This is a genomic window from Streptomyces sp. NPDC001157, from assembly GCF_053598255.1.
The window spans coordinates 42,664-69,479 of sequence record NZ_JBSFJW010000020.1; the positions used below are offsets into that span (position 1 = coordinate 42,664).

25 protein-coding genes and 1 pseudogene are annotated in these 26,816 nt (G+C 70.5%); 20 read left to right on the forward strand and 6 right to left on the reverse strand.

Features of this window, described 5'->3' with window-relative positions:
• Positions 1–255: 255 nt before the first annotated feature.
• The gene (locus ACWDAG_RS29200; RefSeq protein ID WP_450698534.1) at positions 256–1,971 is read right to left on the reverse strand and encodes an IlvD/Edd family dehydratase; all 1,716 of its coding nucleotides are present in this window, start codon (positions 1,969–1,971) and stop codon (positions 256–258) included.
• Positions 1,972–2,018: 47 nt separating this feature from the next.
• Between ACWDAG_RS29200 and ACWDAG_RS29205 the strand changes: the two genes are divergently transcribed.
• The 6 genes and pseudogenes from ACWDAG_RS29205 (at position 2,019) to ACWDAG_RS29230 (ending at position 7,971) form a co-directional block, all read left to right on the forward strand.
• A complete protein-coding gene (locus ACWDAG_RS29205; protein WP_450698535.1) occupies positions 2,019–2,843 on the forward strand; it encodes an IclR family transcriptional regulator in 825 nt (274 codons plus the stop codon).
• A 60-nt stretch (positions 2,844–2,903) separates the two neighbouring features.
• Positions 2,904–3,764, forward strand: a complete 861-nt coding sequence (locus ACWDAG_RS29210; RefSeq protein ID WP_450698536.1) for a fumarylacetoacetate hydrolase family protein — start codon at positions 2,904–2,906, stop codon at positions 3,762–3,764.
• Positions 3,765–3,775: 11 nt separating this feature from the next.
• Positions 3,776–4,792, forward strand: a complete 1,017-nt coding sequence (locus ACWDAG_RS29215; RefSeq protein ID WP_450698537.1) for a zinc-dependent alcohol dehydrogenase — start codon at positions 3,776–3,778, stop codon at positions 4,790–4,792.
• Between the two features lie 106 nt (positions 4,793–4,898).
• Positions 4,899–6,524, forward strand: a complete 1,626-nt coding sequence (locus ACWDAG_RS29220) for a serine/threonine-protein kinase (protein ID WP_450698538.1) — start codon at positions 4,899–4,901, stop codon at positions 6,522–6,524.
• Between the two features lie 133 nt (positions 6,525–6,657).
• On the forward strand, positions 6,658–6,801 hold the full coding sequence (locus tag ACWDAG_RS29225) for a hypothetical protein (RefSeq protein WP_450698539.1): 144 nt from the start codon (positions 6,658–6,660) through the stop codon (positions 6,799–6,801).
• A 137-nt stretch (positions 6,802–6,938) separates the two neighbouring features.
• A pseudogene (locus ACWDAG_RS29230) lies at positions 6,939–7,971 on the forward strand (substrate-binding domain-containing protein).
• A 176-nt stretch (positions 7,972–8,147) separates the two neighbouring features.
• Here the strand turns inward: ACWDAG_RS29230 and ACWDAG_RS29235 are convergent.
• Together ACWDAG_RS29235 and ACWDAG_RS29240 are read right to left on the reverse strand one after the other, a co-directional pair.
• Positions 8,148–8,927: a hypothetical protein gene (locus tag ACWDAG_RS29235; RefSeq protein ID WP_450698540.1), complete on the reverse strand. Its 780-nt coding sequence runs from the start codon at positions 8,925–8,927 to the stop codon at positions 8,148–8,150.
• A 120-nt stretch (positions 8,928–9,047) separates the two neighbouring features.
• Positions 9,048–9,629, reverse strand: coding sequence for a helix-turn-helix domain-containing protein (locus ACWDAG_RS29240; RefSeq protein WP_450698541.1), 582 nt, complete (start codon positions 9,627–9,629; stop codon positions 9,048–9,050).
• An 80-nt stretch (positions 9,630–9,709) separates the two neighbouring features.
• Here ACWDAG_RS29240 and ACWDAG_RS29245 point away from each other — a divergent pair, with 80 nt between their 5' ends.
• The 5 genes from ACWDAG_RS29245 (at position 9,710) to ACWDAG_RS29265 (ending at position 14,467) form a co-directional block, all read left to right on the forward strand.
• A complete protein-coding gene (locus ACWDAG_RS29245; protein ID WP_450698542.1) occupies positions 9,710–10,651 on the forward strand; it encodes an NAD(P)/FAD-dependent oxidoreductase in 942 nt (313 codons plus the stop codon).
• 51 nt (positions 10,652–10,702) lie between these two features.
• Positions 10,703–12,241 carry an ATP-dependent DNA ligase gene (locus ACWDAG_RS29250; protein ID WP_450698543.1) on the forward strand — a complete coding sequence of 513 codons (1,539 nt, stop codon included), beginning with the start codon at positions 10,703–10,705 and terminating at the stop codon, positions 12,239–12,241.
• On the forward strand, positions 12,238–12,723 hold the full coding sequence (locus tag ACWDAG_RS29255; protein WP_450698544.1) for an NUDIX domain-containing protein: 486 nt from the start codon (positions 12,238–12,240) through the stop codon (positions 12,721–12,723). The genes ACWDAG_RS29250 and ACWDAG_RS29255 overlap by 4 nt, the downstream gene beginning before the upstream one ends.
• Before the next feature lie 87 nt (positions 12,724–12,810).
• Entirely contained in the window at positions 12,811–14,205 is a 1,395-nt protein-coding gene (locus ACWDAG_RS29260; RefSeq protein ID WP_450698545.1) for an NADP-dependent succinic semialdehyde dehydrogenase, read from the forward strand.
• Positions 14,206–14,230: 25 nt separating this feature from the next.
• Positions 14,231–14,467, forward strand: coding sequence for a DUF6213 family protein (locus ACWDAG_RS29265; protein WP_450698546.1), 237 nt, complete (start codon positions 14,231–14,233; stop codon positions 14,465–14,467).
• 89 nt (positions 14,468–14,556) lie between these two features.
• Here ACWDAG_RS29265 and ACWDAG_RS29270 read toward each other — a convergent pair whose 3' ends face one another.
• Positions 14,557–15,219: a thiaminase II/PqqC family protein gene (locus ACWDAG_RS29270; protein ID WP_450698547.1), complete on the reverse strand. Its 663-nt coding sequence runs from the start codon at positions 15,217–15,219 to the stop codon at positions 14,557–14,559.
• A gap of 124 nt (positions 15,220–15,343) precedes the next feature.
• Here ACWDAG_RS29270 and ACWDAG_RS29275 point away from each other — a divergent pair, with 124 nt between their 5' ends.
• The 3 genes from ACWDAG_RS29275 to ACWDAG_RS29285 are packed head-to-tail and all read left to right on the forward strand — an operon-like array spanning position 15,344 to position 18,219.
• Positions 15,344–16,468, forward strand: coding sequence for a type III polyketide synthase (locus ACWDAG_RS29275; protein WP_450698548.1), 1,125 nt, complete (start codon positions 15,344–15,346; stop codon positions 16,466–16,468).
• Positions 16,469–16,475: 7 nt separating this feature from the next.
• Positions 16,476–17,690, forward strand: coding sequence for a cytochrome P450 (locus tag ACWDAG_RS29280; protein WP_450698549.1), 1,215 nt, complete (start codon positions 16,476–16,478; stop codon positions 17,688–17,690).
• A 7-nt stretch (positions 17,691–17,697) separates the two neighbouring features.
• The gene (locus ACWDAG_RS29285) at positions 17,698–18,219 is read left to right on the forward strand and encodes a cupin domain-containing protein (protein ID WP_450698550.1); all 522 of its coding nucleotides are present in this window, start codon (positions 17,698–17,700) and stop codon (positions 18,217–18,219) included.
• Between the two features lie 67 nt (positions 18,220–18,286).
• Here ACWDAG_RS29285 and ACWDAG_RS29290 read toward each other — a convergent pair whose 3' ends face one another.
• Positions 18,287–19,516 (reverse strand): acyl-CoA dehydrogenase family protein, encoded by a 1,230-nt coding sequence (locus tag ACWDAG_RS29290; RefSeq protein ID WP_450698551.1) that lies wholly within the window; start codon positions 19,514–19,516, stop codon positions 18,287–18,289.
• 175 nt (positions 19,517–19,691) lie between these two features.
• Between ACWDAG_RS29290 and ACWDAG_RS29295 the strand changes: the two genes are divergently transcribed.
• Complete coding sequence (locus ACWDAG_RS29295; protein WP_099927154.1) at positions 19,692–20,336, forward strand: TetR family transcriptional regulator; 645 nt, start codon at positions 19,692–19,694, stop codon at positions 20,334–20,336.
• 80 nt (positions 20,337–20,416) lie between these two features.
• On the opposite strand, the gene def is transcribed toward ACWDAG_RS29295, so the two are convergent.
• Positions 20,417–20,971 (reverse strand): peptide deformylase, encoded by a 555-nt coding sequence (def, locus tag ACWDAG_RS29300; RefSeq protein ID WP_450698552.1) that lies wholly within the window; start codon positions 20,969–20,971, stop codon positions 20,417–20,419.
• A gap of 113 nt (positions 20,972–21,084) precedes the next feature.
• Between def and ACWDAG_RS29305 the strand changes: the two genes are divergently transcribed.
• The 5 genes from ACWDAG_RS29305 to ACWDAG_RS29325 all read left to right on the forward strand — a co-directional run bounded on the left by ACWDAG_RS29305 (position 21,085) and on the right by ACWDAG_RS29325 (position 26,811).
• Complete coding sequence (locus tag ACWDAG_RS29305; protein ID WP_450698553.1) at positions 21,085–22,323, forward strand: MurT ligase domain-containing protein; 1,239 nt, start codon at positions 21,085–21,087, stop codon at positions 22,321–22,323.
• 16 nt (positions 22,324–22,339) lie between these two features.
• The gene (locus ACWDAG_RS29310; protein WP_450698554.1) at positions 22,340–23,068 is read left to right on the forward strand and encodes a type 1 glutamine amidotransferase; all 729 of its coding nucleotides are present in this window, start codon (positions 22,340–22,342) and stop codon (positions 23,066–23,068) included.
• 180 nt (positions 23,069–23,248) lie between these two features.
• Positions 23,249–24,274 (forward strand): 6-phosphofructokinase, encoded by a 1,026-nt coding sequence (locus ACWDAG_RS29315; RefSeq protein WP_450698555.1) that lies wholly within the window; start codon positions 23,249–23,251, stop codon positions 24,272–24,274.
• Positions 24,275–24,395: 121 nt separating this feature from the next.
• The gene (locus tag ACWDAG_RS29320; RefSeq protein ID WP_450698556.1) at positions 24,396–25,346 is read left to right on the forward strand and encodes a cytochrome c oxidase assembly protein; all 951 of its coding nucleotides are present in this window, start codon (positions 24,396–24,398) and stop codon (positions 25,344–25,346) included.
• An 85-nt stretch (positions 25,347–25,431) separates the two neighbouring features.
• Positions 25,432–26,811, forward strand: a complete 1,380-nt coding sequence (locus ACWDAG_RS29325; protein WP_450698640.1) for a DUF6777 domain-containing protein — start codon at positions 25,432–25,434, stop codon at positions 26,809–26,811.
• The last annotated feature ends 5 nt before the right edge of the window (positions 26,812–26,816 follow it).

The following is a 26,816-nucleotide window of genomic DNA, read 5'->3' on the forward strand; positions in this document are numbered from 1 at the left end:
GCGCCGTGGCCGCCGACAGCATCACCTTCGCGCTGGGGCCCCGCACCATCCGGTCCTCGACCAGACCGCCAGGCCGTGGGGAGCGCGTCCCAGGCCCCGCGCCGCCGAGTTGACCCGAACGACAAGCCCAGGACGGGTGCGAAGCCGCAGGCTGCCGAAGCGGAGATGAGACAGCGCGGACCGGGCCGCGCACGCCTGCCGCGCGCAGGCCCGGTCCGGCCGCGAGGTGGAGGACGACAACAGCGCCACGGCCGCTCAATGCGACTCGCGGCTCACCTCCGAACCGCTGGAACCGACGAGGAAGTCCAGGTCGGCGCCCGTGTCGGCTTGCAGGACGTGGTCCACGTAGAGGCGTTCCCAGCCGCGGCGGGGGTTGGCGAAGCCGGTGACGGTGGCCTTGTCGGGGGTGCGGCCGGCGAGTTCGTCGGCGGGGACCTCGACGTCGATGCTGCGGGCCTCGACGTCGAGGGAGATGACGTCCCCCGTGCGCACCAGCGCGAGGGGGCCGCCGGCCGCGGCTTCCGGGGCCACGTGCAGGACGACCGTGCCGTACGCGGTGCCGCTCATCCGGCCGTCGCAGACGCGGACCATGTCGCGGACGCCCTGTTCGAGGAGCTTCTTGGGGAGCGGCATGTTGGAGACCTCGGGCATGCCCGGGTAGCCCTTGGGGCCGCAGCCGCGCAGCACCAGCACGCTGTCGGCGTCGACGTCGAGGTCCGGGTCGTCGATGCGGGCGTGGAAGTCCTCGATGGAGTCGAAGACGACCGCCCTGCCGCGGTGGCGCAGCAGGTGCGGGGAGGCGGCGGCGGGTTTGACGAGGGCGCCGTCGGGGGCGAGGTTGCCGCGCAGGACGACGATCCCGCCCTCGGCGACGAGTGGTTGCGCGCGGGGGCGGATGACGTCCTCGTCCCAGATCGGGGCGTCGTCGAGGTGGTCGACCAGGGGGCTGCCGGTGACGGTCAGGGCGTCGGGGTCGAGCAGGTCGCGGACTTCGCGCAGGACGGCAAGGAGGCCGCCGGCGCGGTGGAAGTCCTCCATGAGGAAGCGGCCGGCCGGCTGGAGGTCGACGAGGACCGGTACCCGGGAGCCGATGCGGTCGAAGTCGTCGAGGGAGAGGTCGACGCCGAGGCGGCCGGCGATGGCGAGGAGGTGGACGACAGCGTTGGTGGAGCCTCCGACGGCGGCGAGCGCGACGATCGCGTTGTGGAAGGACGCCTTGGTGAGGAAGGAACCGGGCCGACGGTCGGCGCCCACCATGTCCACCGCCAGCCGCCCGGTGCGGTGCGCGGCCTTCAGAAGTCTGCTGTCGGGAGCGGGAGTTCCGGCCGTACCGGGCACGACCGTGCCGAGGGCCTCGGCCACCAGGGCCATCGTCGAAGCCGTGCCCATCGTGTTGCAGTGGCCCCGGCTGCGGATCATCGACGACTCGGAGCGGGTGAACTCCTCCTGGGAGAGGGTGCCTCCGCGGACCTCCTCGGACAGCCGCCACACATCGGTGCCGCAGCCCAGGGGCGTGCCGCGGAAGGTTCCGGTGAGCATCGGGCCTCCGGGCACGACGACGGCGGGCAGGTCCACCGAGGCGGCGGCCATCAGCAGCGAGGGGATCGTCTTGTCGCAGCCGCCCAGCAGGACGACACCGTCGACGGGGTTGGCCCGCAGCATCTCCTCGGTGGCCATCGCCGCCATGTTGCGCCACAGCATGGCCGTGGGACGGACGTTCGTCTCGCCCAGCGACACCACCGGCAGGTCCAGGGGGATCCCGCCCGCCTCGTACACGCCGTTGCGCACGGAGGCCGCCACCTCGTTCAGGTGGGCATTGCAGGGGGTCAGGTCCGAGGCGGTGTTGGCGATGGCGATCTGGGGGCGCCCGGTGAAGGCGTCGTCCGGTGCGCCCCGTCGCATCCAGGCCCGGTGGATATAGGCATTGCGGTCCTGGCCCTCGTACCACTGCGCGCTGCGGAGCGTCACCATGGAGCCTCTTCCAATAGTCGGTACGGCGCTCTAGAGTCCGGAACATCATGAAGCGTACGCAGACGTACGAGGGTCCGACAGACCCCGGTACGGACGGCTCGACCGGCGCCGACAGCGGCCGGCTCGTGGGGTCGGACCGGGTGCTCGCCGTTCTCAAGGAGCTTGCCCGGTACCCCGAGGGTGTGGGTCTGGAGGAGTTGACCCGGGTCATCGGCAGTCCCAAGCCGACCGTGCACCGGGCGCTTGCGTCCCTGCGCCGGGCGGGTCTCGTCGGCCAGGACACCCGCGGCCATTACTCGCTCGGGGACGAGTTCCTGCGGATGGCCTTCGCCCACCACGAGGCCCGGCCCGACCATGTCCGCGTCCGCCCGGTCCTCGAAGCGCTGGCGCAGCGGTTCGGCGAGACCGCGCACTACGCGGTCCTCGACGGCCGTGAGGTCGTCTACCGCGCCAAGGTCGATCCGCCCACCGGTGCCGTCCGGCTCACCTCGATGGTGGGCGGCCGCAACCCCGCGCACGCCACCGGAGTCGGAAAGCTGCTGCTGGCCCGCCACTTGGAGACTCCGGAGGAGGTCGAGGCATGGATCGGCGGGTCTCCCCTGGAGCGTCGCACCCCGCAGACCTTGTGCACCGCCGACGCCCTGCACCGCGAGCTGCGGACCATACGCGAGCGGGGCTACTCCCTCGACGACCAGGAGAACGAGCCGGGCGTCAACTGCCTCGCCCTGCCCGTGTACGCGACCTCCCCGCGGACGCCGTCCGGAGCCGTCAGCGTCAGCGCGCTGACCTACCGGACCCCGCTGAGCACCCTGGTCGATGCGGCCGACGAGATCCGTGCCCTGCTCGGCCCGCTCGGCGAGCCCCACCGCTGAAGCCCCGCCGGGGCCGCCCCTCTCCCCACCGCCCACCGACCCATTCTGGAGACTGAGCTCGTGTACCTCATGCGCATCGGCGCCGTCGGCGCCGAAAAGCCCGTGGCCCGCATCGACGACGAGACCTACGTGGACCTCTCCGACGTGGTCACGGACTTCGACGAGGCGTTCTTCGCCGGAGGCGGCCTGGACCGCGTCCGCCCCCTCGTGGCGGAGCGGACGGCGGCCGGGCAGGTGTCCCGCTTCGCCGGGGAGCGCATCGGCGCTCCTATCGCCCGCCCGCACCAGATCCTGTGCATCGGCCTCAACTACCGCGACCACGCGGCCGAGAGCGGCATGGCCGTGCCCGACGAGCCGATCCTGTTCACCAAGTCGCCCAACACCCTGGTCGGTCCCCACGACGACGTGCGGATCCCGCGCGGGTCCACCAAGACGGACTGGGAGGTGGAGCTCGGCATCGTCATCGGCCGGCGCACCGGCTATCTGGAATCGGTCGAAGAGGCGCGCGAGGCCATCGCCGGTTATCTGGTCGTCAACGACGTCAGCGAGCGCTCCTTCCAGCTGGAGCGGGGCGGTCAGTGGGCCAAGGGCAAGTCCGCGGAGACCTTCAACCCCGCGGGCCCGTGGCTGGCCACCACGGACGAGATCGAGGACGTCCTCGCGCTCGACATGTGGTTGGACGTCAACGGGGTGCGCCGGCAGACCGGCAACACCAAGACGATGATCTTCGATCCGTACTTCATCGTGCACTACCTCAGCCAGTTCCTGGTCCTGGAGCCCGGCGACCTGATCAACACCGGCACCCCGCCCGGCGTCGGCATGGGCCTCACCCCGCCCGTCTATCTCCAGCCCGGCGATGTGATGGAACTCGGCATCCAGCAGCTCGGCACCCAGCGGCAGCAGGTGCTCGGACCCCGGTGAGCGGTCGCCCCATGCGCGCGTTCGTCCTGACGGGCCCGGGCAAGTACGCCGTGCAGGAGGTCGCGGCGCCGGTCGCCGGTCCCGGCGAAGTCGTCGTCGACGTCGAACGGGTGGGCGTCTGCGGCACCGACGTGGAGTTCTTCACCGGCGCGATGGCCTATCTCCACCAGGGCCACGCCGCCTATCCGATGCGGCTCGGTCATGAGTGGGCGGGCCGGGTGGCGGCGCTCGGCGACGGCGTCGACCCCGGCTGGCTCGGGCGCCGCGTCATGGGCGACACCATGCTCGGCTGCGGTTCGTGCCGCCGTTGCCTGCGCGGCCACCAGCATGTGTGCGAGAAGCGGCAGGAGGTCGGCGTACGCGGGAACCGGCCCGGCGCACTGGCCGAGCAACTCGCCGTCCCCGCCTCCTCGTTGCACGCCCTGCCCGACTCCGTCGGCGCCGTGCTCGGCGCGCTGGTGGAGCCCGGCGGCAACGCCCTGCGCGCCGCTCGGGCCGCCGCCCCGCACCCCGGGGACCGCGCCCTGGTCCTGGGGCCGGGGACCATCGGGCTGCTGGCCGCGATGTTCCTGCGTACGGCCGGTGCGGAGGTCCACCTCATGGGCAGCACCGACAGCTCCCTCGCCTTCGCCCGCGGGCTGGGCTTCGAGCACGTATGGGCGGAGGACTCCCTGCCGGACCTGCCGTTCGACGCGGTCGTCGACGCCTCCAACGCCGCCCATCTGCCGGACAGGGCACTGGAGTTGGTCGAGCCGTCGGGCCGGGTCGTGTACATCGGGCTGGCCGGCGAACCCAGCAGGATCGACACCCGCACGCTCGCCCTCAAGGACGTGACCGCGGTGGGCATCCTCTCCGCCTCCCCCGGCCTCGACGCCGCCATCCGCGCCTACGCCACCGGCTCGGTCGACCCCAGGCCGCTCGTCGCCGCCACCGTGAGCCTCGACGAGGCGGGCCCCGTACTCGCCGGCAAGCGCCCGCCCGGCGCCGGTCCCGGCCCCAAGATCCATGTGGATCCCGGCTCGGACTGAGGCGTGAAACCCGGACAAGAGCCGTGTCGCGGCCCAAGTGGGCCGATACGCTGGAGAACGGCCATGGACCGGGGGCGGGGCTGGGGGCGGGGGCATGGATCCACGGATGCAGCTGTCGGTGGGCGGTTACGTCTGCGAGCGCGAACTGGGCCGGGGCGGGCAAGGGGTGGTGTGGCTCGCCCGGGACCGGGCGGGGCGGCAGGTGGTGGTGAAGTTCCTGCTGCCGGGCAAGGAGTACGACGAGGTCGCGCTCGCCCGGGTGCGGCGGGAGTTCGGTGCGGCGAGCCGGGTCGGCGAGCTGGCCACGGCGCGGGTCCTCGACGCCGACCTGGCCGGGCGGAATCCGTACATCGTGAGTGAGTTCGTCCCGGGCCCCACGCTCCACCAGCATGTGGCCGCGGGCGGGCCGCTGTCCTCCGGGCGGCTGCAGTCCGTGGCGCTGGCCGTCGCGCACGCGTTGGCGCAGGTGCACCGGGTGGGTGTCGTGCACCGGGACATCAAACCGTCCAACATCCTGCTCTCCCCGGACGGACCACGGATCATCGACTTCGGTATCGCCCGCGACGACCGGTTGCTGGAGTCGGCGCTCACCACACCGGGCAGTGTGCTCGGCTCGCCCGCGTACATGTCGCCCGAGCAGGTCAAGTCAATGCGGGTCACCAGCGCCTCCGATGTGTTCTCCCTCGGCGGCACGCTGTACTTCGCCGCCACGGGACGGCACCCCTTCGAGGGGGAGAGCGACTACGAGGTGCTCGTCGCCGTGTGCGAGCGCGACGCGGATCTCTCGGCGGTGCCGGAGCCGGTCCGTTCCGTCATCGCCGACTGTCTGCGCAAGGACCCGGCGCAGCGGCCGACCGCGGCCCAGCTCGTCGCCCGGCTCGCGGAGGGGACAGAGGGCGCGCGTCCGGAGTCGGGGACACCACAGCCACCACTGCCGTCCGGGCTCGGGAAGGGCGGTTCCCGCCTCGGCACGAGCGCCAAGCAACTTCGGCTGTGGGGGCTCACGGCCGGCAGCGCCGCGGCAGCCGTACTGCTTGCCGTCGTACTCAGCACCACCTCCTCGGGGGGAGCCCATGGCTCGGGCTCCACGTCCTCCCCCGTGAGTCCGAAGAGCTCCGCGGGCTCCCAACCCCTCTCGTACACCGATGACTTGACCGACTCGGGCGACTGGTCGCACAAGGACCCGGCCCTGGCGAGAATCACGCACCAGGGCGGGACCATGCTGGTGGACCCCAGGACCGAACTGGAGGTGTGGCCGCAGGCGCCCTTCGAGCCGTCCTCGTTCGCGGTACGGCTGAGCACCCAGACGGAGTGGTACGGAGGCGACGGCGGGGTCGGGCTGTGGTGCGACGGCTCGGGGGACTACCGGAAGGGCTCCCGCTGGGCGACCTACCTGACGACAGGTCAGGAAGCTTTGATCGTGCGGGAGTTCCGGTTCAAAGGGGCTTTCCAGCACGACCGGGTCGTCGAGGTCGACCTCGGGGACGTGGGTCTGAAGGTGGCGAGTCGGCAGCAGGTCGACATGTCGATGACCTGTTCCTCCGCCGGTGCGGGACGGATCACGGTTCAGCTCGCCGTGGACGGCACCCGGGTCGCCTCGTACACCGGGGGCGCCTTCGACGCGCGGGGCTGCGGTGTGGCCGCCTTCCACTACAGCGCGACCGACCCGCAGGGCACGGCCTTCCACGCGGGATTCGAGCGCTTCACCGCCGCCGAGTTGCCGGGGCGCTGACGGCCCCGGCCGCCCGCTCGCGGGGAGTGCCGCCACCGAGCGGCTGATTCCTCGGGTCGCGCGGCGTGTCCGGGCCGGCGGGGTGGCCGGCCCGGAGCAGGGTGGGCGGCACTGCCGTCGTGGAGGAGGAACCATGAAGCGTCGTGTCGCCGCCGTCCTGGCCGTTGCCGTCGCCGCGCTGATGCTGGTCGCGGTACCAGCCACAGCCCAGGACGGCCGTGGCGATGTCGAGCAAAACGACTGGAACATCCCGCTCACCAACATCGGCATCCTGTAGCGCCGAGTCCGGCCCACCCGTCCCTTGAGGCTACGGATGCGCCCCGAACCCTTCACGCCGCCCATATGACTGCGTAGACATGACTACGCAGACATGACAGCGCAGTCATCCGCAGGGTCAGCCGGACTGCGAACGGGATCATTGAGCTCCGTCGAACGGTCACCGGGAGGCACCATGACGCGAGGAACAGGGCGGGGCGCAGGCTCAACAACGCCGCCCGCGCGCCGGCCTCCGGGCGCACCCGCTCGATCGGCGTGGTGACGCTGGGCACGGCGCTGTACGGGCCCCGCCTCGCTGCTCATGGGTGTCGAGCGGGTCGTCCGGGACACCGGTTACGCGCTTCGCGTGGTCAACACGGCGGAGGGCGACCCGCCGGGCGTCGCGGGTGCCGTGGACTCGCTCCTCGATCAGGGCGTGGACGGCATCGTCATCTCCGAACCGATCGACGAGCAGGCCGACGACGAAGCGCCCTTTCTCCGCCTCGACGTTCCGGTCCTCTTCATCGAGGCACCGCCGTCCGTCACGGCGCCCACGGTGCTGACCACGGGCCAGGGCGCCGACCTGATGGCCCGGACCGCCACCGAACATCTGCTGGATCTCGGCCATATGACGGTCCATCACCTTGCTGGCCCGCAGCGGTGGTACGCCGCCCGGGACCATCTGGAGGGATGGCGGGCGGCCCTGACCGCGCAGGACCGGGACGTGCCCCCGGTCGTCGCGGGCGACCGGTCCGCCGCCTCCGGCCACCGGGCGGGACGGGAGCCGGCCGAGGACGGCGGTGTCACCGCTGTCTACGCCGCCAACGACGACATGGCGATCGGAATCCGCGCGCTGACGGAGGCCGGCCGGCGCGTGCCGGACGACGTCAGCGTCGTCGGCTTCGACGACATCCCGGTCGCCGCCCATGTGGCTCCTCCCCTGACCACGGTGCGGCAACCGTTCGACGCCGTGGCCCAGGAAGGGCTCAAGCGCCTGGTGCATGCCATCGAGTACCCGAAGGCAGAGCCCTTGCCGCCGAGTGGCCCGCGGGTCGACCTCGTCGTCCGTGCCTCGACCGCGCCGCCACCGCCGAGCTGGAAAACCCCGGCCCGCGGGCGACGCACCGCCTCCCGGGCCACCAGGACATCCCGTCCGCCCCTTGCGAACGGAGGCCCGTCCACCCACCGCTGAACCCGCCCGCAAGCCGAGCCCGCAACGGCCGTTGAACGGCGCGCGACCCCAGAACGAACGCGACCCCGAACATGCCCGGGACCAGCACCAGTACGGTGTGCGCCGCGTCGGGACCGACCTTCAGCACATGGCCCCGGTCCGACCCGGCAGGACCGCCCCGCGCGGCGGACGTCCCGTCATGATCCGCACCCGCCGACGCGCTTGCCGCTCAGCGCCACGTCGTCCATGTGCATGTCGTACGAGGAGGGAGTGGCGTCGGCCTGGTACAACTGCCAGCCCAGCTTCAGCTTGTCGAAGCGCGGGAAGACGAAGTCGTCCGCCGTGCCGCCGTGTTGCCTGGTCGAGACCGTCAACTCGGGCTGCTCCGCGCCGTCCAGGTAGACGGTGACACGGTTGTCGGTCGCGTCGAGGTGGAATTCGACGCACTGCCAGGTCCCGGCCGCGGCGGGAGCGGAAGTCTTCCAGGCGGTCCAGTCCCCGGTGGGACCCAGATCGGAGCCGACCCCCCAGAAGTTGCCTTTCGAGGTGGGAACGTACTGGCCGCCCAACGGCCTTACCAGCGTGGGGACATCGGCACCGGAAGCCTCCGCAATGGTCCAGTGCGCCCAGTCGGGAGCCGTGGGAAGGCGGTCCACGCGCAGTCGCAACCGGGCCCAGAAGCTGTTGCCGGCGGGTGCCAGATCGGACAGGACCAGGAAGGCGCGGCCGTTGCCTTCCGTGTGGAGCCGCAGTTCGTGTCCGTGGCCGGTGGCGCTGGGCTCGACGGTCAGCGAACCGTTGGAGGTGTCGGCACTCCAGCCGCGGCCCGCGGTGACCGGCCCGAGGGGAAGGCGGTCGAAGTTCTCCTTGAAGAAGGTCTTGTGCGGGATGGGGGTGGCGGAGGCGGTGGGGGGTGTCGCGAGCAGCGCGGCCGAGGCGGCCAGCAGCGCGGCTGCGATCTTCCTCATGCGTGTCATGAGCTCAGTGTGCAACACCCGTCACAGCGGTCACACAGCCGGTGCTGATGAGAAGCGGAGCGGCCAACAACCGGGCGCTGGCGCCGAGTTGCCGTATCAAGTGCCCTTCATGACGGCCCGTCAGGACCGCTTCGGCCGAGCCCGCACATGCATCCGCTCCCCCTGCGGTCCGAACAGGCTCAGGAACTCCACCGGTCCCTCCCCCGTCGACCCGAACCAGTGCGGCACCCGCGTGTCGAACTCGGCCGCCTCCCCCGCCACCATGACGACCTCGTGCTCGCCCAGCACGACCCGCAGCCGCCCGGACAGCACGTACAGCCATTCGTAGCCCTCATGGGTGCGCGGTTCGGGCTCCTCCGTGCTCTGCGGTACCAGCACCTTGAACGCCTGGAGGCCGCCTGGCTGCCGGGTGAGCGGCCAGAACGTGCGGCCGTGCCGCACCTGGGGCTTGCCGCGTACCCGCGGGTCCCCCGCCGGCGGCGCGCCGACCAGTTCGTCCAGCGGCACCTGGTGTGCCCGCGCGATCGGCAGCAGCAGCTCCAGGCTGGGCCTGCGCAGTCCGGACTCCAGCCGGGACAGCGTGCTCACCGAGATGCCGGTCGCCGCCGAGAGCCCGGCGAGCGTGGCACCTCGCTCCTTGCGGATCCGGCGCAGCCTGGGGCCGACCTCCGCGAGGACCTCGTCCGTGTCGTCGCCGTTCATGGACAACATTGCAGTTTCGGCAAACAGGTTTGTCAATACGGCAGCGGTGGGGCGACCGTCGGGCGTGGAGGTGGTCACCCATGGCCGAGAAGCACAGCGAGCAGTACGAAGTGATCGTCGTCGGAGGGGGCGCGGCCGGGCTCTCCGCGGCGCTGGTCCTGGGCCGGTCCAGGCGCCGCACGCTCGTCGTCGACGCGGGCGAGCCGCGGAACGCGCCCGCCGCCCATATGCACGGCTATCTCTCGCGGGACGGCATGCCACCCGCCGAGTTCCTGGCGATCGGTCGGGAGGAGATCGCAGGATACGGCGTGGAACTGGTCCGCGACCGGGCCGTGGACGTCACGAAGGGCGAGGAGTTCGCGGTCGGCCTCGCGAGCGGCAGGACCGTGCGGGCACGGCGGCTCGTGATCGCCACGGGGCTGCGGGACGAGCTGCCGACGGTGCCCGGCGTTGCCGAGCGCTTCGGCCGGGACGTGCTGCACTGCCCGTACTGCCACGGCTGGGAGGTCCGCGACCAGGCCTTCGGCGTACTGGCCACGACCCCACTGAGCGTCCACCAGGCCCTGATGGTGTCCCAGTGGTCGAAGGACGTGACGCTCTTCCTGCACTCCGTGGCCGAGGAGGAGCTGACGGACGACGATCTGCGCAGGCTCGCGGCGGCCGGGGTGAAGGTGGTGCCCGGCGAGGTCGCGGAGCTGGTGGTGCAGGACGACCGGCTCACCGGCGTACGTCTGACGGACGGCACGACACACGCCCGCGAGGTCGTCTTCACCGCGCCCCGCCCGGTCCCGCAGACGGGCTTGCTGGAGCGGCTGGGAGCCGAGCTCCAGGAGACACCCTTCGGCGCGTACCCGGTGGTCGACCCGACCGGGCTCACCTCCGTGCCGGGCGTCTGGGCGGTCGGCAACGCCATGGGCTTCGCCGAGCAGGTCGTGAACGCGGCGGCGGGGGGCTACCGGGCAGGGGCCTTCATCAACGGGGAGCTGCTGATGACCGACCTCGACACGGCCGCACCGGCGTAGAACCACCGCCGTCCGGGTGTAGAGCGCCCGCCTCCGTTGGAGGATGGCTGCATGCTGCTTGCCCGCCTGGCCCAAGTGTCCCAGGAGGTCGCCGCCACCTCGGCGCGGTCCCGGAAGATCGCTCTGCTCGCCGAGCTGTTCCGGGACGCCGAGGCGGACGACGTGCCGATCGTGATCCCGTATCTGGCGGGACGGCTGCCGCAGGGGCGGCTCGGCGTCGGCTGGAAGGTGCTCGGCCGCCCGGTCGCCCCGGCCGCCGCACCCACGCTCACCGTGCGGCAGGTGGACGCCCTCCTCAGCGAGCTGGGCAAGGTCTCCGGCACCGGTTCGCAGGCCGAACGGGCCCGGCTGGTCGGCGAGTTGATGGGGGCGGCCACGGAGGACGAGCAGCGCTTCCTGCTCGGACTGCTGACCGGTGAGGTACGGCAGGGCGCCCTGGACGCCGTCGCCGTCGAGGGCCTGGCGCAGGCCACCGAGGCACCGCCCGCGGACGTACGGCGGGCGGTGATGCTCGCGGGCTCCCTGCAGACGGTGGCGCAGGCGCTGCTCGCCGACGGGCCGGCCGCCCTGGACCGCTTCCGGCTCACCGTGGGCCGCCCGGTCCTGCCGATGCTGGCGCACAGCGCGTCCTCCGTGGCCGAGGCGGTCGACAAGCTGGGTGCGTGCGCGGTCGAGGAGAAGCTGGACGGCATTCGGGTGCAGGTCCACCGGGACGGCGACAGCGTACGGATCTACACCCGCACCCTCGACGACATCACCGACCGTCTCCCCGAACTCACCACGGCCGCCCTGGAGTTGAAGGTCCGCCGGTTCATCCTGGACGGCGAGGTGATCTCCTTCGGCGAGGACGGGCGGCCCCGGTCCTTCCAGGAGACGGCCGGGCGCGTCGGCTCGCGCGTGGACGTGGCGACGGCCGCCGAGACCGTCCCCGTCTCCCCCGTGTTCTTCGACGCGCTGTCCGTCGACGACCGCGACCTGCTCGACCTGCCCTTCGCCGAGCGGCACGCCGAGCTCGCCCGGCTGGTCCCGGAGCCGATGCGGGTACGGCGCGCCCTGGTCTCCGGTCCGGAGGAGGTGAGCGCGGCCGAGGACTTCCTCGCCGAGACCCTGGAGCGCGGCCACGAGGGCGTCGTCGTGAAGGGCCTCGACGCCGCCTACAGCGCCGGCCGGCGCGGCGCGTCCTGGCTGAAGGTCAAGCCGGTCCACACGCTCGACCTGGTGGTGCTCGCCGCCGAGTGGGGCCACGGCCGACGCACCGGCAAGCTCTCCAACCTCCACCTCGGAGCCCGCAACGCCGACGGCTCCTTCGCCATGCTCGGCAAGACCTTCAAGGGCATGACCGACGCGATGCTCACCTGGCAGACCGAACGCCTCCAGGAGCTGGCCACGGGCACCAACGGCCATGTGGTGACCGTACGCCCCGAACTCGTCGTCGAGATCGCCTACGACGGCCTGCAGCGGTCCACCCGCTACCCGGCCGGTGTCACCCTCCGCTTCGCCCGCGTGGTGCGCTACCGCGAGGACAAGCGCCCGGAGGAGGCGGACACGGTCGAGACGCTGCTCGCCGCGCACCCGGAGGTGAAGCCGTGAGCGCCGCCAAGGTCAAGCGCAGTGCAGGCCTGCTGTTGTTCCGGCACACCGGCAATGGCCTGGAGGTATTGCTCGGCCACATGGGCGGGCCGTTCTTCGCCAAGCGTGACGCCGGGGCGTGGACCGTCCCCAAGGGCGAGTACGAGCCCGAGGAGGAGACGGCCTGGGACGCGGCCCGGCGCGAGTTCCAGGAGGAGCTCGGTCTTGAGCCGCCCGACGGGGAGGCGGTGGCGCTGGGCGAGGTCCGGCAGACGGGCGGCAAGACCGTCACGGCCTGGGCGGTCGAGGCCGACCTGGACCCGGCGACGATCGTCCCCGGCACGTTCCGGATGGAGTGGCCGCCGCGGTCCGGGCAGACCCGGGAGTTCCCCGAGCTGGACCGGGTGGAGTGGTTCGGGCTCGACCACGCCCGGGATGTGATCGTCAAGGCGCAGACCACGTTTCTCGACCGGCTGGCGGAGCACTCGGAGGAATCCGAGTAGTCGGAGTAACCGCACAGCCGCCCACGCGTTGCGGTCAGCGGCAGCGCGCGGGAAGGTCGAATCAAGCCCGCCCCCAGGAGGTCAGCCATGCCCATCGCGACGGTGAACCCGGCGAACGGCGAGACACTCAAGACGTACGAGGCCATGGGCGAGGAGGAGCTCGAACGCCGGCTCCAGCTCGCGGAGGCGACGTTCCGCACGTACCGGACGACGCCCTTCGCCGAACGCGCCCGCCTGATGAACAGGGCCGCCGGTCTCCTCGACGAGATCCAGCAGGACATCGGCCGCGTCATGACCACCGAGATGGGCAAGCCGATCAAGCAGGCGCGTGCGGAGGCCGCCAAGTGCGCCAAGGCGATGCGCTGGTACGCCGACCACGCCGAGGAACTCCTTGCGGACGAGGAGCCTTCGGAGTTCGACGTGAAGGACTCAGGTGCCTCCCGCGTCCGGGTCCGCTACCGGCCGCTCGGCCCCGTCCTCGCCGTGATGCCGTGGAACTTCCCCCTGTGGCAGGTGATCCGGTTCGCGGCGCCGGCACTCATGGCCGGCAACGTGGGACTGCTCAAACACGCCTCGAACGTCCCGCAGACCGCCCTCTTCCTGGAGGACCTGTTCCACCAGGCCGGCTACCCGGAGGGCTGCTTCCAGACCCTGCTGATCGGCTCCGGCGCCGTCGACGACATCCTGCGCGACGAACGCGTCAAGGCGGCCACCCTCACCGGCAGCGAACCCGCCGGACGGGCCGTCGCGTCGACCGCCGGGGACATGGTCAAGAAGACGGTGCTGGAGCTGGGCGGCAGCGACCCGTACGTCGTCATGCCCTCCGCCGACCTCGACCGGGCCGCGCAGATCGCGGTCACCGCGCGCGTGCAGAACAACGGGCAGTCGTGCATCGCCGCCAAACGGTTCATCGTGCACACGGACGTCTACGACGCCTTCGCCGAACGCTTCGTGGAGGGCATGAAGGCACTGAAGGTCGGCGATCCGATGGAGGAGGACACGGACGTCGGGCCGCTGTCGAGCGAGCAGGGGCGCGACGACTTGGAGGAACTGGTCGAGGACGCGCGCCGGAGCGGGGCCCAGGTGCTGTGCGGCGGCCATCGGCTGCGCCGGCCCGAGCTGCCCGGCTGGTACTACCCGCCGACCGTGCTCACCGGGATCACCCGCGAGATGCGCATCCACCGCGAGGAGGCCTTCGGGCCCGTCGCCACGCTGTATCGCGCGTCCGACCTCGACGAGGCCGTGCTCATCGCCAACGACTCGCCGTTCGGGCTGAGTTCGAACGTGTGGACGCGGGACGAGGCGGAGGTGGACCGCTTCGTGAGGGACCTGGAGGCGGGCGCCGTGTACGTCAACGGGATGACCGCCTCCCACCCGGCGTTCCCGTTCGGCGGGGTCAAGCGGTCCGGTTACGGGCGTGAGCTGTCCGGGCACGGAATCCGGGAGTTCTGCAACATCACGACGGTTTGGCACGGTGCGTGAGGGCTGCGCGGCTAACATCCCGGTTGTGAACCGCGAAGTGACTCTGCCTCTGATCGTCGATGACCGCGGTGTCCTGCAGGTGGCTGCGGCTGATGTGAGCAAGCTTCTGCGGACGGTGGGTGGGCGGTGGCTGCATCTTGTGGAGGCGGGGGAGGTCGGGCTCGATGAGGACACGGTTGCGGCGTTGACGATTGAGCTTGCGAAGCTCGCCGATCGGATTGATGTGGCGTGCATTGCACATAGCAGTGGGACTGCGCCGTAGGGGTTGTTGGTTCGTTGCCGGGTGCGGGTTGTGTGTGGTTGCTCGCGCCCACGCGGCGGAGCCGCACATTGAAACAGCCCCGCGCCCCTTTAGGCCAGCTGCAGCAACGTGGACCAGAAAAGGGCCTCGTAGCTTTGGAGCAGGCGGCCATAACCATGTGCTTGCTCCTCGTTGAGGAAACCCGCGTCCAGGCCTGCCTGGACCGCTGCTGTTGCCCTCTCGTCCAGCTCCGGGGCCGGTTGGGCGAAGAAGTCGAAGAACGCGCAGGACTCGTCCTGGAAGCCGTAGTGGACGCGTAGCGCCTGGGCGATGGTGGCGCAATAGCCGCCCCACGCCGAGAAGTTGGCTGTGATGGCCAGGACCGCGTCGGTCGGGGAGGCGTTGAGCGCGAGCCAGGCGACGTAGGACGGGTAGGCCTGGCAGCCCGGCAGGGGCTCGTAGGCGCTCGTCCTTGCTTCGTCGATGCCGCAGGCTGCCGCGAACGGCTGCAGCCGTTCGGCTGCCAGTGCCTCGCCGTCGGCGAGCATCTCGAAGAACGCGGCGGCCTCCGGTTCCTCGGTGGCGCGTTGCGCCAGATGGAGGAACGCACGGCGGTCCGCCGGGATCACCCAGTGCTGTTCCAGAGCCAGCGTGGCGAGGGTGTCGCGGGAGGCCTCGCCCCGGGCGATGAGGGGGACGAGCGGGTTGGCCTGCGGGTCCGGGGCGAGCTTGGCGGTGGTCGTCTCCAGCAGTTCCGTGGCCGTACGCGTCATCGCGTCCTCCATGCGGTCGGATGTGGGGCTCCTGCATCGACCTTGGCACGGGGTCCCCGATACGGAGTAGTCCGGCGCGAGATCGTCGCCTCGTCGGGTGATCGTGGGTGAACCACCCCCAGAGGTGAACCCGTTTCGACCCGGGGGGCCGAAAGCCTTCCGGACGGCGAAAGCAGGACGGTTCATGGCGACTTTGTGCAGACCCTCGGTGTCCGTCCCAGAGCATGTGATCACGATGGAGGAGACGCTGGAGCTGGCTCGCTCCCGCCACGCCGACCATCCGCAACTGCCGCTGGCCCTCCGGCTGATCGAGAACACCGGCGTTCGCACCCGGCACATCGTGCAGCCCATCGAAGAAACGCTGAAGCATCCCGGTTTCGAGGAGCGCAACAAGGTCTATCAAGCCGAGGCGAAGGCCCGGGTCCCCGCCGTCATACAGCGGGCGCTCGACGACGCGGAGCTCCTCACCAAGGACATCGACGTGATCATCTATGTGTCGTGCACGGGCTTCATGATGCCCTCGCTCACGGCCTGGCTGATCAACGAGATGGGTTTCGACAGCACCACCCGCCAGATACCCATAGCCCAGCTCGGTTGTGCGGCGGGCGGAGCCGCGATCAACCGGGCGCACGACTTCTGCTCCGCCTACCCCGACGCCAATGCCCTGATCGTGGCCTGCGAGTTCTGCTCGCTGTGCTACCAGCCCACCGACCTGGGCGTGGGGTCCCTGCTCTCCAACGGTCTGTTCGGCGACGGGATCGCCGCCGCGGTGGTGCGCGGACGGGGCGGCGAGGGCATCGAGCTGGTGCGCAACGGCTCGTACCTGATCCCGAAGACCGAAGAGTGGATCATGTACGACGTCCGGGCCACCGGATTCCACTTCCTGCTGGACAAGCGGGTGCCGGGCACCATGGAGCCGCTCGCGCCGGCGCTGCAGGAGCTGGCAGGACAGCACGGCTGGGACGCCTCCGACCTGGACTTCTACATCATCCACGCCGGCGGCCCGCGCATTCTCGACGACCTCAGCAAGTTTCTGCAGGTCGATCCGCACGCATTCCGGTTCAGCCGGGCCACGCTCACCGAGTACGGCAACATCGCCAGCGCCGTCGTCCTCGACGCCCTGCGCCGGATGTTCGACGAGGGCGGCGCGAAACACCGGGCGCGTGGGCTCCTGGCCGGGTTCGGGCCCGGCATCACCGCGGAGATGGCGCTGGGCCACTGGCACAGCCCCGACGACAGAACGGCATGAGTACGGCATGACTGAAGAGACCCTCACCGAGACCCTCCCCCCGATCCGGCACTGGCCGGCACTCGACCTGACCGGCGTCGACTTCGACCCGGTGCTGGCCGAGCTGATGGGTGAGGGCCCGGTCACCCGCATCCAGCTGCCCAACGGCGAAGGCTGGGCCTGGCTGGTCACGCGCTACGACGACGTCCGCATGGTGACCAACGACCCCCGCTTCAGCCGTGAGGCGGTCATGGACCAGCCGGTCACCCGGCTCGCCCCGCACTTCATCCCGCAGCGCGGCGCGGTCGGCTTCCTCGATCCGCCGGACCACACCCGGCTGCGCCGCTCGGTGGCCGCCGCGTTCACGGCGAAGGGCGTGGAGCGGGTACGCGAGCGCTCCCGGCGGCTGCTGGACGAACTGGTCGACGAGCTGCTGCAGGACGGCCCGCCGGCGGACCTCACGGCGACCGTCCTCAGCCCCTTCCCCATCGCGGTGATCTGCGAGCTGATGGGCGTACCGGCCGCCGACCGGCACGGCATGCACACCTGGACCCAGCTGATCCTTTCCTCCTCGCACGGCGCGAAGGTCAGCGAGAAGGCCAAGAACGAGATGGGTGCCTACTTCGCCGATCTCATCGGCCTGCGGGAGGGCAGCTCCGGCGAGGACGTGGCGTCCCTGCTCGGCGCCGCCGTCGGCCGCGAGGAGATCACCCTGGAGGAGGCCGTGGGCCTTGCCGTGCTCCTCCAGATCGGCGGCGAGGCGGTCACCAACAACAGCGGCCAGATGTTCTACCTGCTGCTGACCCGCCCGGACCTGGCCGAGCGGCTGCGCGCCGAGCCGGAGATCCGCCCCCAGGCCATCGACGAACTGCTGCGCTACATCCCGCACCGCAACGCGGTCGGCCTCTCCCGCATCGCGACCGAGGACGTGCGGATCAGAGGCGTACGGATCCGCGCGGGCGACCCGATCTACGTCTCCTACCTGGCCGCCAACCGCGACCCGGACGTCTTCCCCGACCCGGAGACGATCGACTTCAGCCGCGCCCCGAATCCTCATGTGTCGTTCGGCTTCGGCCCGCACTACTGCCCGGGCGGCATGCTGGCCCGGCTGGAGTCGCAGCTGCTCGTCGACGCTCTGCTGGACCGGGTTCCGGGCCTGAGGCTCGCCGTACCACCCGGCCAAGTGCCGTTCAAGAAGGGGGCGTTGATCCGCGGTCCCGAAGCCCTGCCGGTCAGGTGGTGAGCAGCCGGTGACGGCGACGGAGGGCCTGCTGGTACCGCCGGGCCACGGCCGGATCGTCGAAACCCCGGCCCAGCGCGTGACGTTCAAGGTGACCGGCACGCACTCACGCACGGCGTCCACCTTCGAGGTGGAGGTACCGCCAGGCTTCGACGTGGGCGCCCACGTCCACACCCGCAGCGAGGAGTTGTTCTACGTACTCGAAGGCGAACTGGACGTCCTCGCCTTCGAGCCGCGGGTACGGACCCCCGACAACTGGCAGCGCTGGGAGTCGAGTTCGGGCAACCGGGTGGTCCGGGCGACCCCCGGCACGGTCATCGTCGTACCACCGGGCTGCCCGCACGCCTTCGCCAACCCGACGGACACCCCCGCGAAGATGTTCTTCCAGGCATCCCCACCGCCCGATCACGAGCGGTACTTCGAGGAGCTGCTGGAGATCCTGGGCGGCGGGGGCCCGCCGGACCATGCGGCGATCGAGGAACTGCGGGCGAGGTATGACATCGAGCAACTCACACCTCTGAAACACCGGTGACGGACGCGCCCCCTTAAGGGACGCGGGGAACTGCGCGACCAGCCCCCACATGCCCGCAGCCCGCGTACTACCGAATAGACATTCCTGAGAGCGTCCTGGCGATGACCAGGCGCTGAATCTCACTCGTGCCCTCAAAGATCGTGTAAATCGCAGCATCCCGGTGCATCCGCTCCACCGGGTACTCCCGGGTGTACCCGTTGCCCCCAAGGATCTGCACCGCCTGCGCGGTGACCTTCTTGGCCGTCTCGCTGGCGAACAGCTTCGACATGGACCCCTCGGCAGCAGTGAACTGCTTGCCGTTGACGGCCATCCACGAGGCCCGCCACACCAGCAGCCGCGCCGCGTCGATCGACGTCCGCATGTCCGCGAGCTGGAAGGCAACACCCTGGTTGTCGATGATCGGCCGCCCGAACTGCTCCCGCGTCTTCGCGTAGTCGAGAGCCACCTCGTACGCGGCCCGGGCGGTACCGACCGCCATCGCACCGACCGCCGGACGCGAGGCTTCGAACGTCGCCATCGCAGCGTTCTTCACGCGCTCGCCGTTACCGGCCTTGGCCCGCTCCCGCGCACGGGCGAGGCGCTGGTCGAGCTTCTCCTTGCCGCCGAGGAGGCAGGAGCCGGGGACGCGGACGTTCTCCAGGACGACCTCGGCGGTGTGCGAGGCGCGGATGCCGTGCTTCTTGAACTTCTGGCCCTGGGACAGGCCCGGCGTGTTCGGCGGGACGATGAAGGACGCGTGGCCCTTGGAGCCGAGCTCCGGGTCGACGACCGCGACCACGACGTGGACGTTGGCGATGCCGCCGTTGGTCGCCCAGGTCTTCGTACCGTTGAGCACCCACTCGTCCTTGGCCTCGTCGTACACGGCACGCGTACGCATGGAGCCCACGTCGGAGCCGGCATCGGGCTCGGAGGAGCAGAACGCGGCGACCTTGACATCGTTCGGATCGCCGTACATCTGCGGGATCCAGGTCCCGATCTGTTCCTCGGTTCCGTTGGCGAGAACGCCCACGGCGGCAAGGCCAGTGCCTACGATCGACAGGGCGATGCCCGCGTCGCCCCAGAACAGCTCCTCCATGGCCATCGGAATGCCCAGGCCTGTGGGGTCGAAGTACTGCTGGGCGTAGAAGTCGAGGGAGTAGATGCCTACCTTCGCGGCCTCCTGGATGACCGGCCAGGGAGTCTCCTCACGCTCGTCCCATTCGGCGGCCGCGGGGCGGATGACGTCGGCGGCGAAGCCGTGCAGCCAGTCCCGGACCTCCTTCTGTTCGTCGTTGAGCTCCATGGTGAACTCGGCCATGTCCCCTCCAGCGGCGACGGTGCTCTTGCATGTTACTAGCGGTAACTCCAGTGTGTTACTCACGGGTAGGAAAAGTCAACTCCTGATGACGGGTCGGCAGCCCGTTCGATGCAGGGGCCATGTTGAGTGTTAGTTTGCGCAGGCGTCACCGAACAAGCACGGGTGGGGAGAGCTCATGGACACCACACAGCGGACCGAGCAGCAGCGGTCCGCCGACCGACGTCGGCGCGAGCTGCTGGAGGCCGCCGACAGGGTGGTGCTGCGCGACGGACCGCAGGCCTCGATGAACGCCATCGCCGCGGAGGCCGGCATCACCAAGCCGATCCTGTACCGGCACTTCGGCGACAAGAGCGGACTGTACGCCGCACTGGCCAAGCGGCACACCGACGCGCTGCTGAACTCGCTCCGGGCGGCGCTGGACGCCCCGGCGGACCGGCGGGAGCGGGTCGAGGCCACCCTCGACACGTACCTCGCGGCGATCGAGGCACGTCCGCAGGTGTACCGGTTCCTGATGCATCCGGCGGAGGGCAGCCCCGGCGGGGAGCAGGGTTTCGACGTCGGCAAGCATTCGATTCCGCTGCTTCGGCGTATGGGCGAGGAGTTGGCGCAGGTCATCGAGGACCGGCTGGACCTCGGGCCGGGCGGTCAGCAGCTGGCCCGGGTGTGGGGGCACGGGATAGTCGGGATGATGCATGCCGCCGGGGACTGGTGGCTTGGCGAACGCCCTTGCTCTCGGGCGGAGTTGGTCCGCAGCTTGGCTGATCTGCTGTGGGGTCGGCTGGCTGCCGCCGGCGACAAGATAGGTGGTCCGGGGTTCTGAGGGTTGTGTTTCGTCTGCGGGTCGGTGGGGGTTGATCGCGCCCCCGCGGCGGAGCCGCAAATCGAGACAGCCCCGCGCCCCTACATACGCACACTCGTCCGGCGCCACGATGCTCGCGTCACTTGTCGCATCAAGCGGCGGTGGCGCCAGCCGCTCAGCCTGTCCGCGTAGACCCCGCCCTCGATGTGGTCGCACTCGTGCTGCAGACACCGCGCGAAGAACCCCGTCCCGTGGACCGTGACCGGCTCCCCGGTCACCGTGAACCCCTCGACGACCGCATGGTCGTAGCGCTCAGTCCCCGCCTCCAGGCCCGGCAGGGACAGGCAGCCCTCCGGGCCCCGGATCACCACGCCGTCCGTCTCGACGAGCCGGGGGTTCACCACATGGCCGACGTGACGAACATCCTCGTCGTCGGGGCAGTCGTACACGAACACACGCAAAGACTCACCGATCTGGTTCGCTGCCAGGCCGACGCCCTGCGCCGCGTACATCGTCGCGAACAGGTTCTCCACGAGTGCCGCGAGTCCGGGGCCGAAGTCGGTCACCTCCTCGCACGGCGTGTGCAGGACCGGGTCCCCGAGCAGGGTGAGGGGCCGGACGCGCCCTCGGGCGCCCGGAATGGAGCTGTTTCGCATGGCCGTCAGGGTACGGCGGTTCTGGACTGCGAATGGATCTCGATAGGCTGAGGTCCACACCACGTTGCCGTCAGGCAGAGGCGCGGCGCGTACGCAAGGAGGATCGAGAACTCATGGCAGGCAACTCGGACCCGCTCACGCCGCGGGCCAAGCTGGCCGTGACCGCGGGCAAGGCGGTCGCGGCGGCATCGCGCGCCGCGGGGCGCGGGAGCGGTTCGGTGATCGGTGGCCGGGTGGCGCTCAAGCTCGACCCCGACCTCCTCGCGCGGCTCGCCCAGAACCTGGACGTCACCCTGGTCTCGGCGACCAACGGCAAGACCACCACCACCCGGCTGATCGCCGAGGCGCTGCGCGCCGCGGGCCCGGTCGTCTCCAACGCGCTCGGCGCCAACATGCCGGCCGGCATCACCTCGGCCCTCGCGGGCAGCTCGGACGCCCGGTTCGGGGTCATCGAGGTCGACGAGAAGTACCTCGCCGGGGTCGCCCGCGACACCGACCCGAAGTGCATCGCCCTGCTGAACCTCTCGCGCGACCAGCTCGACCGCGCCGCGGAGACCCGCATGCTCGCGGAGAACTGGCGTGAGGGGCTGGCCGGCTCCAAGGCGGTCATCGTCGCCAACGCCGACGACCCGCTGGTCGTGTGGGCCGCGTCCTCCTCCCCCAATGTGATCTGGGTCGCCGCCGGGCAGATGTGGAAGGACGACGCCTGGTCCTGCCCGTCGTGCGGTGGCGTGATGCAGCGCCCGGGCGACGACTGGTTCTGCGGTGAGTGCGGCTTCCGCCGGCCCACGCCGAGCTGGGCGCTCTCCGGCGACCACGTGCTCGACCCGCACGGGTCCGCCTGGCCGATCCACCTCCAGCTGCCCGGCCGCGCCAACAAGGCCAACGCGGCCAGCTCCGCCGCCGTGGCCGCCGTCTTCGGTGTGCCGCCGCAGGTCGCCCTGGAACGCATGTACCAGGTGCAGGCCGTCGCAGGACGCTACGACGTGGTGCAGTTCCAACAGCGCGACCTGCGGCTGCTGCTGGCGAAGAACCCGGCGGGCTGGCTCGAAACGTTCAGCCTGATCGATCCTCCGCCCACCCCGGTGATCCTCTCGGTGAACGCGCGCAGCGCCGACGGCACCGACACCTCCTGGCTGTGGGACGTCGACTACACGCGTCTGACCGGCCACCCGATCTGTGTGATCGGTGACCGCAAGCTGGACCTCGCGGTGCGTCTGGAGGTCGCGAACCAGCAGTTCCAGGTCTGCGACGACCTCGACCAGGCGGTGCAGATGAGCCCGCCGGGCCGGATCGAGGTCATCGCCAACTACACCGCCTTCCAGGACCTGCGCCGCCGCGTCGGCAACTGACACTCAGGGGACATTTGTGAGCGACAACAGCCTGCGGGTCGTCTGGATCTACCCCGACCTGCTCAGCACATACGGCGACCAGGGCAATGTCCTCGTCGTGGAGCGCCGGGCCCGGCAGCGCGGCCTCGACGTGGCGCGCCTCGACGTGCGCAGCGACCAGCCGATCCCGACCTCGGGCGACATCTACCTGATCGGCGGCGGCGAGGACCGTCCGCAGCGGCTCGCGGCCGAGCGGCTGCGTCGGGACGGCGGTCTGTACCGGGCCGTGGAGAACGGCGCGATCGTCTTCTCGGTCTGCGCCGGGTACCAGATCCTCGGCCACGAGTTCATCAACGACCTCGGCCAGCGCGAGCCCGGACTCGGGCTCCTTGACGTGGTCTCGGTACGGGGTGAGGGCGACCGCTGCGTCGGTGACGTGCTCGGCGACATCGACCCGCGCCTCGGCCTGCCCCCGCTGACCGGGTTCGAGAACCACCAGGGCGTCACCCACCTCGGACCGACGGCCCGGCCGTTCGCCCAGGTCAAGCTCGGCAACGGCAACGGCACGGGTGACGGCACGGAGGGCGCGTACAACGACACGGTCTTCGGTACGTACATGCACGGGCCCGTGCTGGCCCGGAACCCGCTGATCGCCGACCTGCTGCTGAAGCTGGCGCTCGACGTGAACGCGCTGCCCCCGACCGACGACCGCTGGTACGAGGCCCTGCGCAACGAGCGCATCTCAGCAGCCCAGCAGCCCGCCTGACACCTGGATTCAAGCTCCGCTCCACCAGCCCGTCTGACGCCCCGTCCGCACAGGTGAGCGGGGTCGTCCAGCAGGCGGACGCATGCTTCGGCCCCGCCCCCTCCTGCCGCTAGGGTGGCGGGGTTCGTGCCGGACGACGTGGTCCGGTCCCGGCCCACGTTGAGAAGGTTCTTTCGGGCTATGCGCATTGGTGTCCTCACGTCCGGCGGCGACTGCCCCGGCCTGAACGCCGTCATCCGGTCCGTCGTGCACCGCGCCGTCGTCGACCACGGCGACGAGGTCATCGGCTTCCGGGACGGCTGGAAAGGTCTCCTGGAGTGCGACTACCTCAAGCTCGACCTCGACGCGGTGGGCGGCATCCTGGCCCGCGGCGGCACGATCCTCGGCTCCTCCCGGGTCCAGCCCTCGCACCTGCGCGACGGCGTGGAACGGGCCAGGGGCCATGTCGAGGAGCTCGGCCTCGACGCGATCATCCCCATCGGCGGTGAGGGCACGCTGAAGGCGGCCCGGCTGATGTACGACAGCGGGCTGCCGATCGTCGGCGTCCCGAAGACCATCGACAACGACATCGCGGTCACGGACGTCACCTTCGGCTTCGACACGGCCGTCGGTGTCGCGACCGAGGCCCTTGACCGGCTGAAGACCACCGCCGAGTCCCACCAGCGCGTCCTGGTCGTGGAGGTCATGGGCCGGCACACCGGCTGGATCGCGCTGCACTCCGGCATGGCGGCCGGCGCGCACGCCATCGTCGTCCCCGAACGGCCCTTCGACATCGAGGAGTTGGCCAGGCGGGTCGGCGAGCGGTTCGAGGCCGGCAAGCGGTTCGCGATCGTCGTGGCGGCGGAGGGCGCCAAGCCCAGGGCCGGATCCATGGAGTTCGACGAGGGCGGCAAGGACATCTACGGCCACGAGCGCTTCGCCGGTATCGCCCGCCAGCTCTCCATCGAGCTGGAGGAGCGGCTCGGCAAGGAGGCACGGCCGGTCATCCTGGGGCACGTCCAGCGGGGCGGCACGCCGACCGCGTACGACCGTGTGCTCGCCACCCGCTTCGGCTGGCATGCGGTGGAGGCCGTGCACCGTGGCGAGTTCGGCAACATGACCGCGCTGCGGGGGACTGACATCGTGATGGTCCCGCTGGCGGAGGCGGTGGAGACGCTGAAGACGGTTCCCGCCGAGCGGTACGACGAGGCGGAGTGCGTGCTCTAGCGCACAAACCGATCCAGTACGGCATCAAAGAATCGCCCCCGGTGACGATGTTCGCCGGGGGCGGTTCTAGTCTGTGGGGCGGACACATCGCACAACCCCCCACGAATCAGGAGCCGGCGTAATGGATCACAGCGGGCACGGCATGACCATGGATCTGCCGCCGTTCACGCTGGGGCGGGGTCTTCAGTGGTCGGCGGACCCGTTCTTCCTCGTGGCCTGCCTGGTGGGGCTCGGGCTGTACGCGTACGGCGTGCTGCGGCTGCGGCGGCGCGGTGACAAGTGGTCGGCGGCGCGGACGGTGTCGTTCGTCATCGGTGTGCTGACCATCGGGCTGGTGATGTGCACGAAGCTCAACGACTACGGCATGATCATGTTCAGCGTGCACATGGTCCAGCACATGGTCATCAGCATGCTGTCGCCGATCCTGATCCTGCTCGGCGCCCCCGTCACGCTCGCCCTGCGCGCACTGCCGACCGCCGGCAAGGGCCGCAAGGGTCCGCGCGAGCTGCTGCTGATGCTGCTGCACAGCCGGTACATGCGGATCATCACGCATCCCGCGTTCACCATTCCGCTGTTCATCGCGAGCCTGTACGCGCTGTACTTCACCCCGATCTTCGACTTCCTGATGGGCTCCAAGGCGGGGCACATCGCGATGATGGTGCACTTCCTCGCCGTGGGCGTCGTGTTCTTCTGGCCGATCATCGGGGTGGACCCCGGGCCGCAGCGGCCGGGTTATCTGATGCGGATGCTGGAGCTGTTCGCGGGCATGCCGTTCCACGCGTTCTTCGGCATCGCGCTGATGATGGCGTCGACGCCGATGGTGGAGACGTTCAAGAACCCGCCCGCCTCGCTCGGCATCGAAGCTCTCTCCGACCAGACCGCGGCCGGCGGCATCGCCTGGGCGTTCAGTGAGATTCCCTCCGTGCTGGTGCTGATCGCCCTGCTGTTCCAGTGGTACGGCTCCGAGCAGCGTCAGGCCCGGCGCAAGGACCGCGCCGCCGACCGTGACGGCGACAAGGAACTCGAGGCATACAACGCCTATTTGGCCTCATTGAACGCACGCGGGCGTTGAAGGCTTCGCCATTCGGAAGCATTCAGTAGCATGAAGTGCATTGGGGGAACCGCCGGGGGGAGCGGTGATGACACTTCGCGCATTTATGCAAGGAGCCGGGAAATCCGCGATTCGCAGGATCGCCGTCCTGCTCGTTTTCGTGGTGGCGCTCAGCGGCTGTGATCGAAGTACGCCGCTGCTCGTCGTGAAGGCGGTGGCCGCGGGAGTTCCCTCTCTGGCGCCTTTCTTCGACGAGGGCAGCGGGCTGGGCCACGACGCCGCGATCAGGCCGCAGACGGTGCACGGCAGTCTGCAGCAAGGGGACACTCCCGGACTGTACGGGGGCACGAGGGAGCCGACCATCTGCGACGTCAAGCAGCTCAAGGCATTCCTCACGGACCCCAGGAATCATCAGAAGGCGCAGGCGTGGGCGACCGCGCTGAACATCACCACGGATGAGATTCCGGGATACCTCGACCGGCTCACTCCAGTTCTCCTGCGTCACGACACGCTCGTGCAGAATCACGACTACAAGAAGGGAAAGGCCGTTCCCTTCAACTCCCTGCTGCAGGCGGGAATCGCCGTACTCGTCGATGAACAGGGACTTCCGGCTGTGAAGTGCTCGTGCGGAAATCCACTGCGCCCCTTCACGGGTGACACGAACAGGATTTCGGTCAAGTTCGAGGACGGGAACAAGAAGTGGCGGGGATATCAGCGTTCCTCCGTGGTGGCCGTGCAGCCGGCGCCCCGGAAAATACAGCGGCTCGCTCTGGTCGACGTCGGCGATCCCGCCCTGGGCATCGACCGGCCGGTCGGCACGACGGGCGCGCACGACAAGACCTTCGACACACGTGAGGAACGGGCGGTGCCCCAGCTCGCCGGGACGACGTTCGGGGACGCGAGCCGACGGCTGGCCGACGCGGGGCTCGCGGCCGGGTACGCCGGGAAGGCGCGACCGCCCGACGACGCGCAGGTGACGGCGTCCGACCCGCCGGCCGGGAGCAAGCTGGGGTTCGGGGCATACGTGACGCTGAGCGTGGCCGCGGGGACGTCCCCCGGGTCCACCGCTCCCCCGCCGCCCTCGACGTCCGGACCGTCCACTGCGCCCCCGTCCTCGCCGTCGTCGTCCCGCTCCTCACCAGCGTCGCCGTCCTCGCCGTCGTCGCCGTCCAGCAGCGGCCCAGGGCCGTCGTCCTCCGCGCCGACGTCGAGCGCGCCGCCCAGTTCCAAGGCGCCCCCGTCCAGTGCGCCGCCCAGTTCGCCGTCGACGACCGCTTCGCCCGCGACCAGCGCCCCGGTCACCAGCAGCGCCCCGCCACCGAGCAAACCGGTGACGAGCAGCGCGCCCCCGCCCAGTGAACCGGTCACCACCAGCGCCCCGCCGCCCGAGACCACGAGCGCTCCGGCCTCCAGCGGGCCGGTGAGCAGCGCACCCGCCACGAGTGAGCCCGCGAGTTCCGGGGCCGCCTCGATCGCGATCACGTAGCGCCT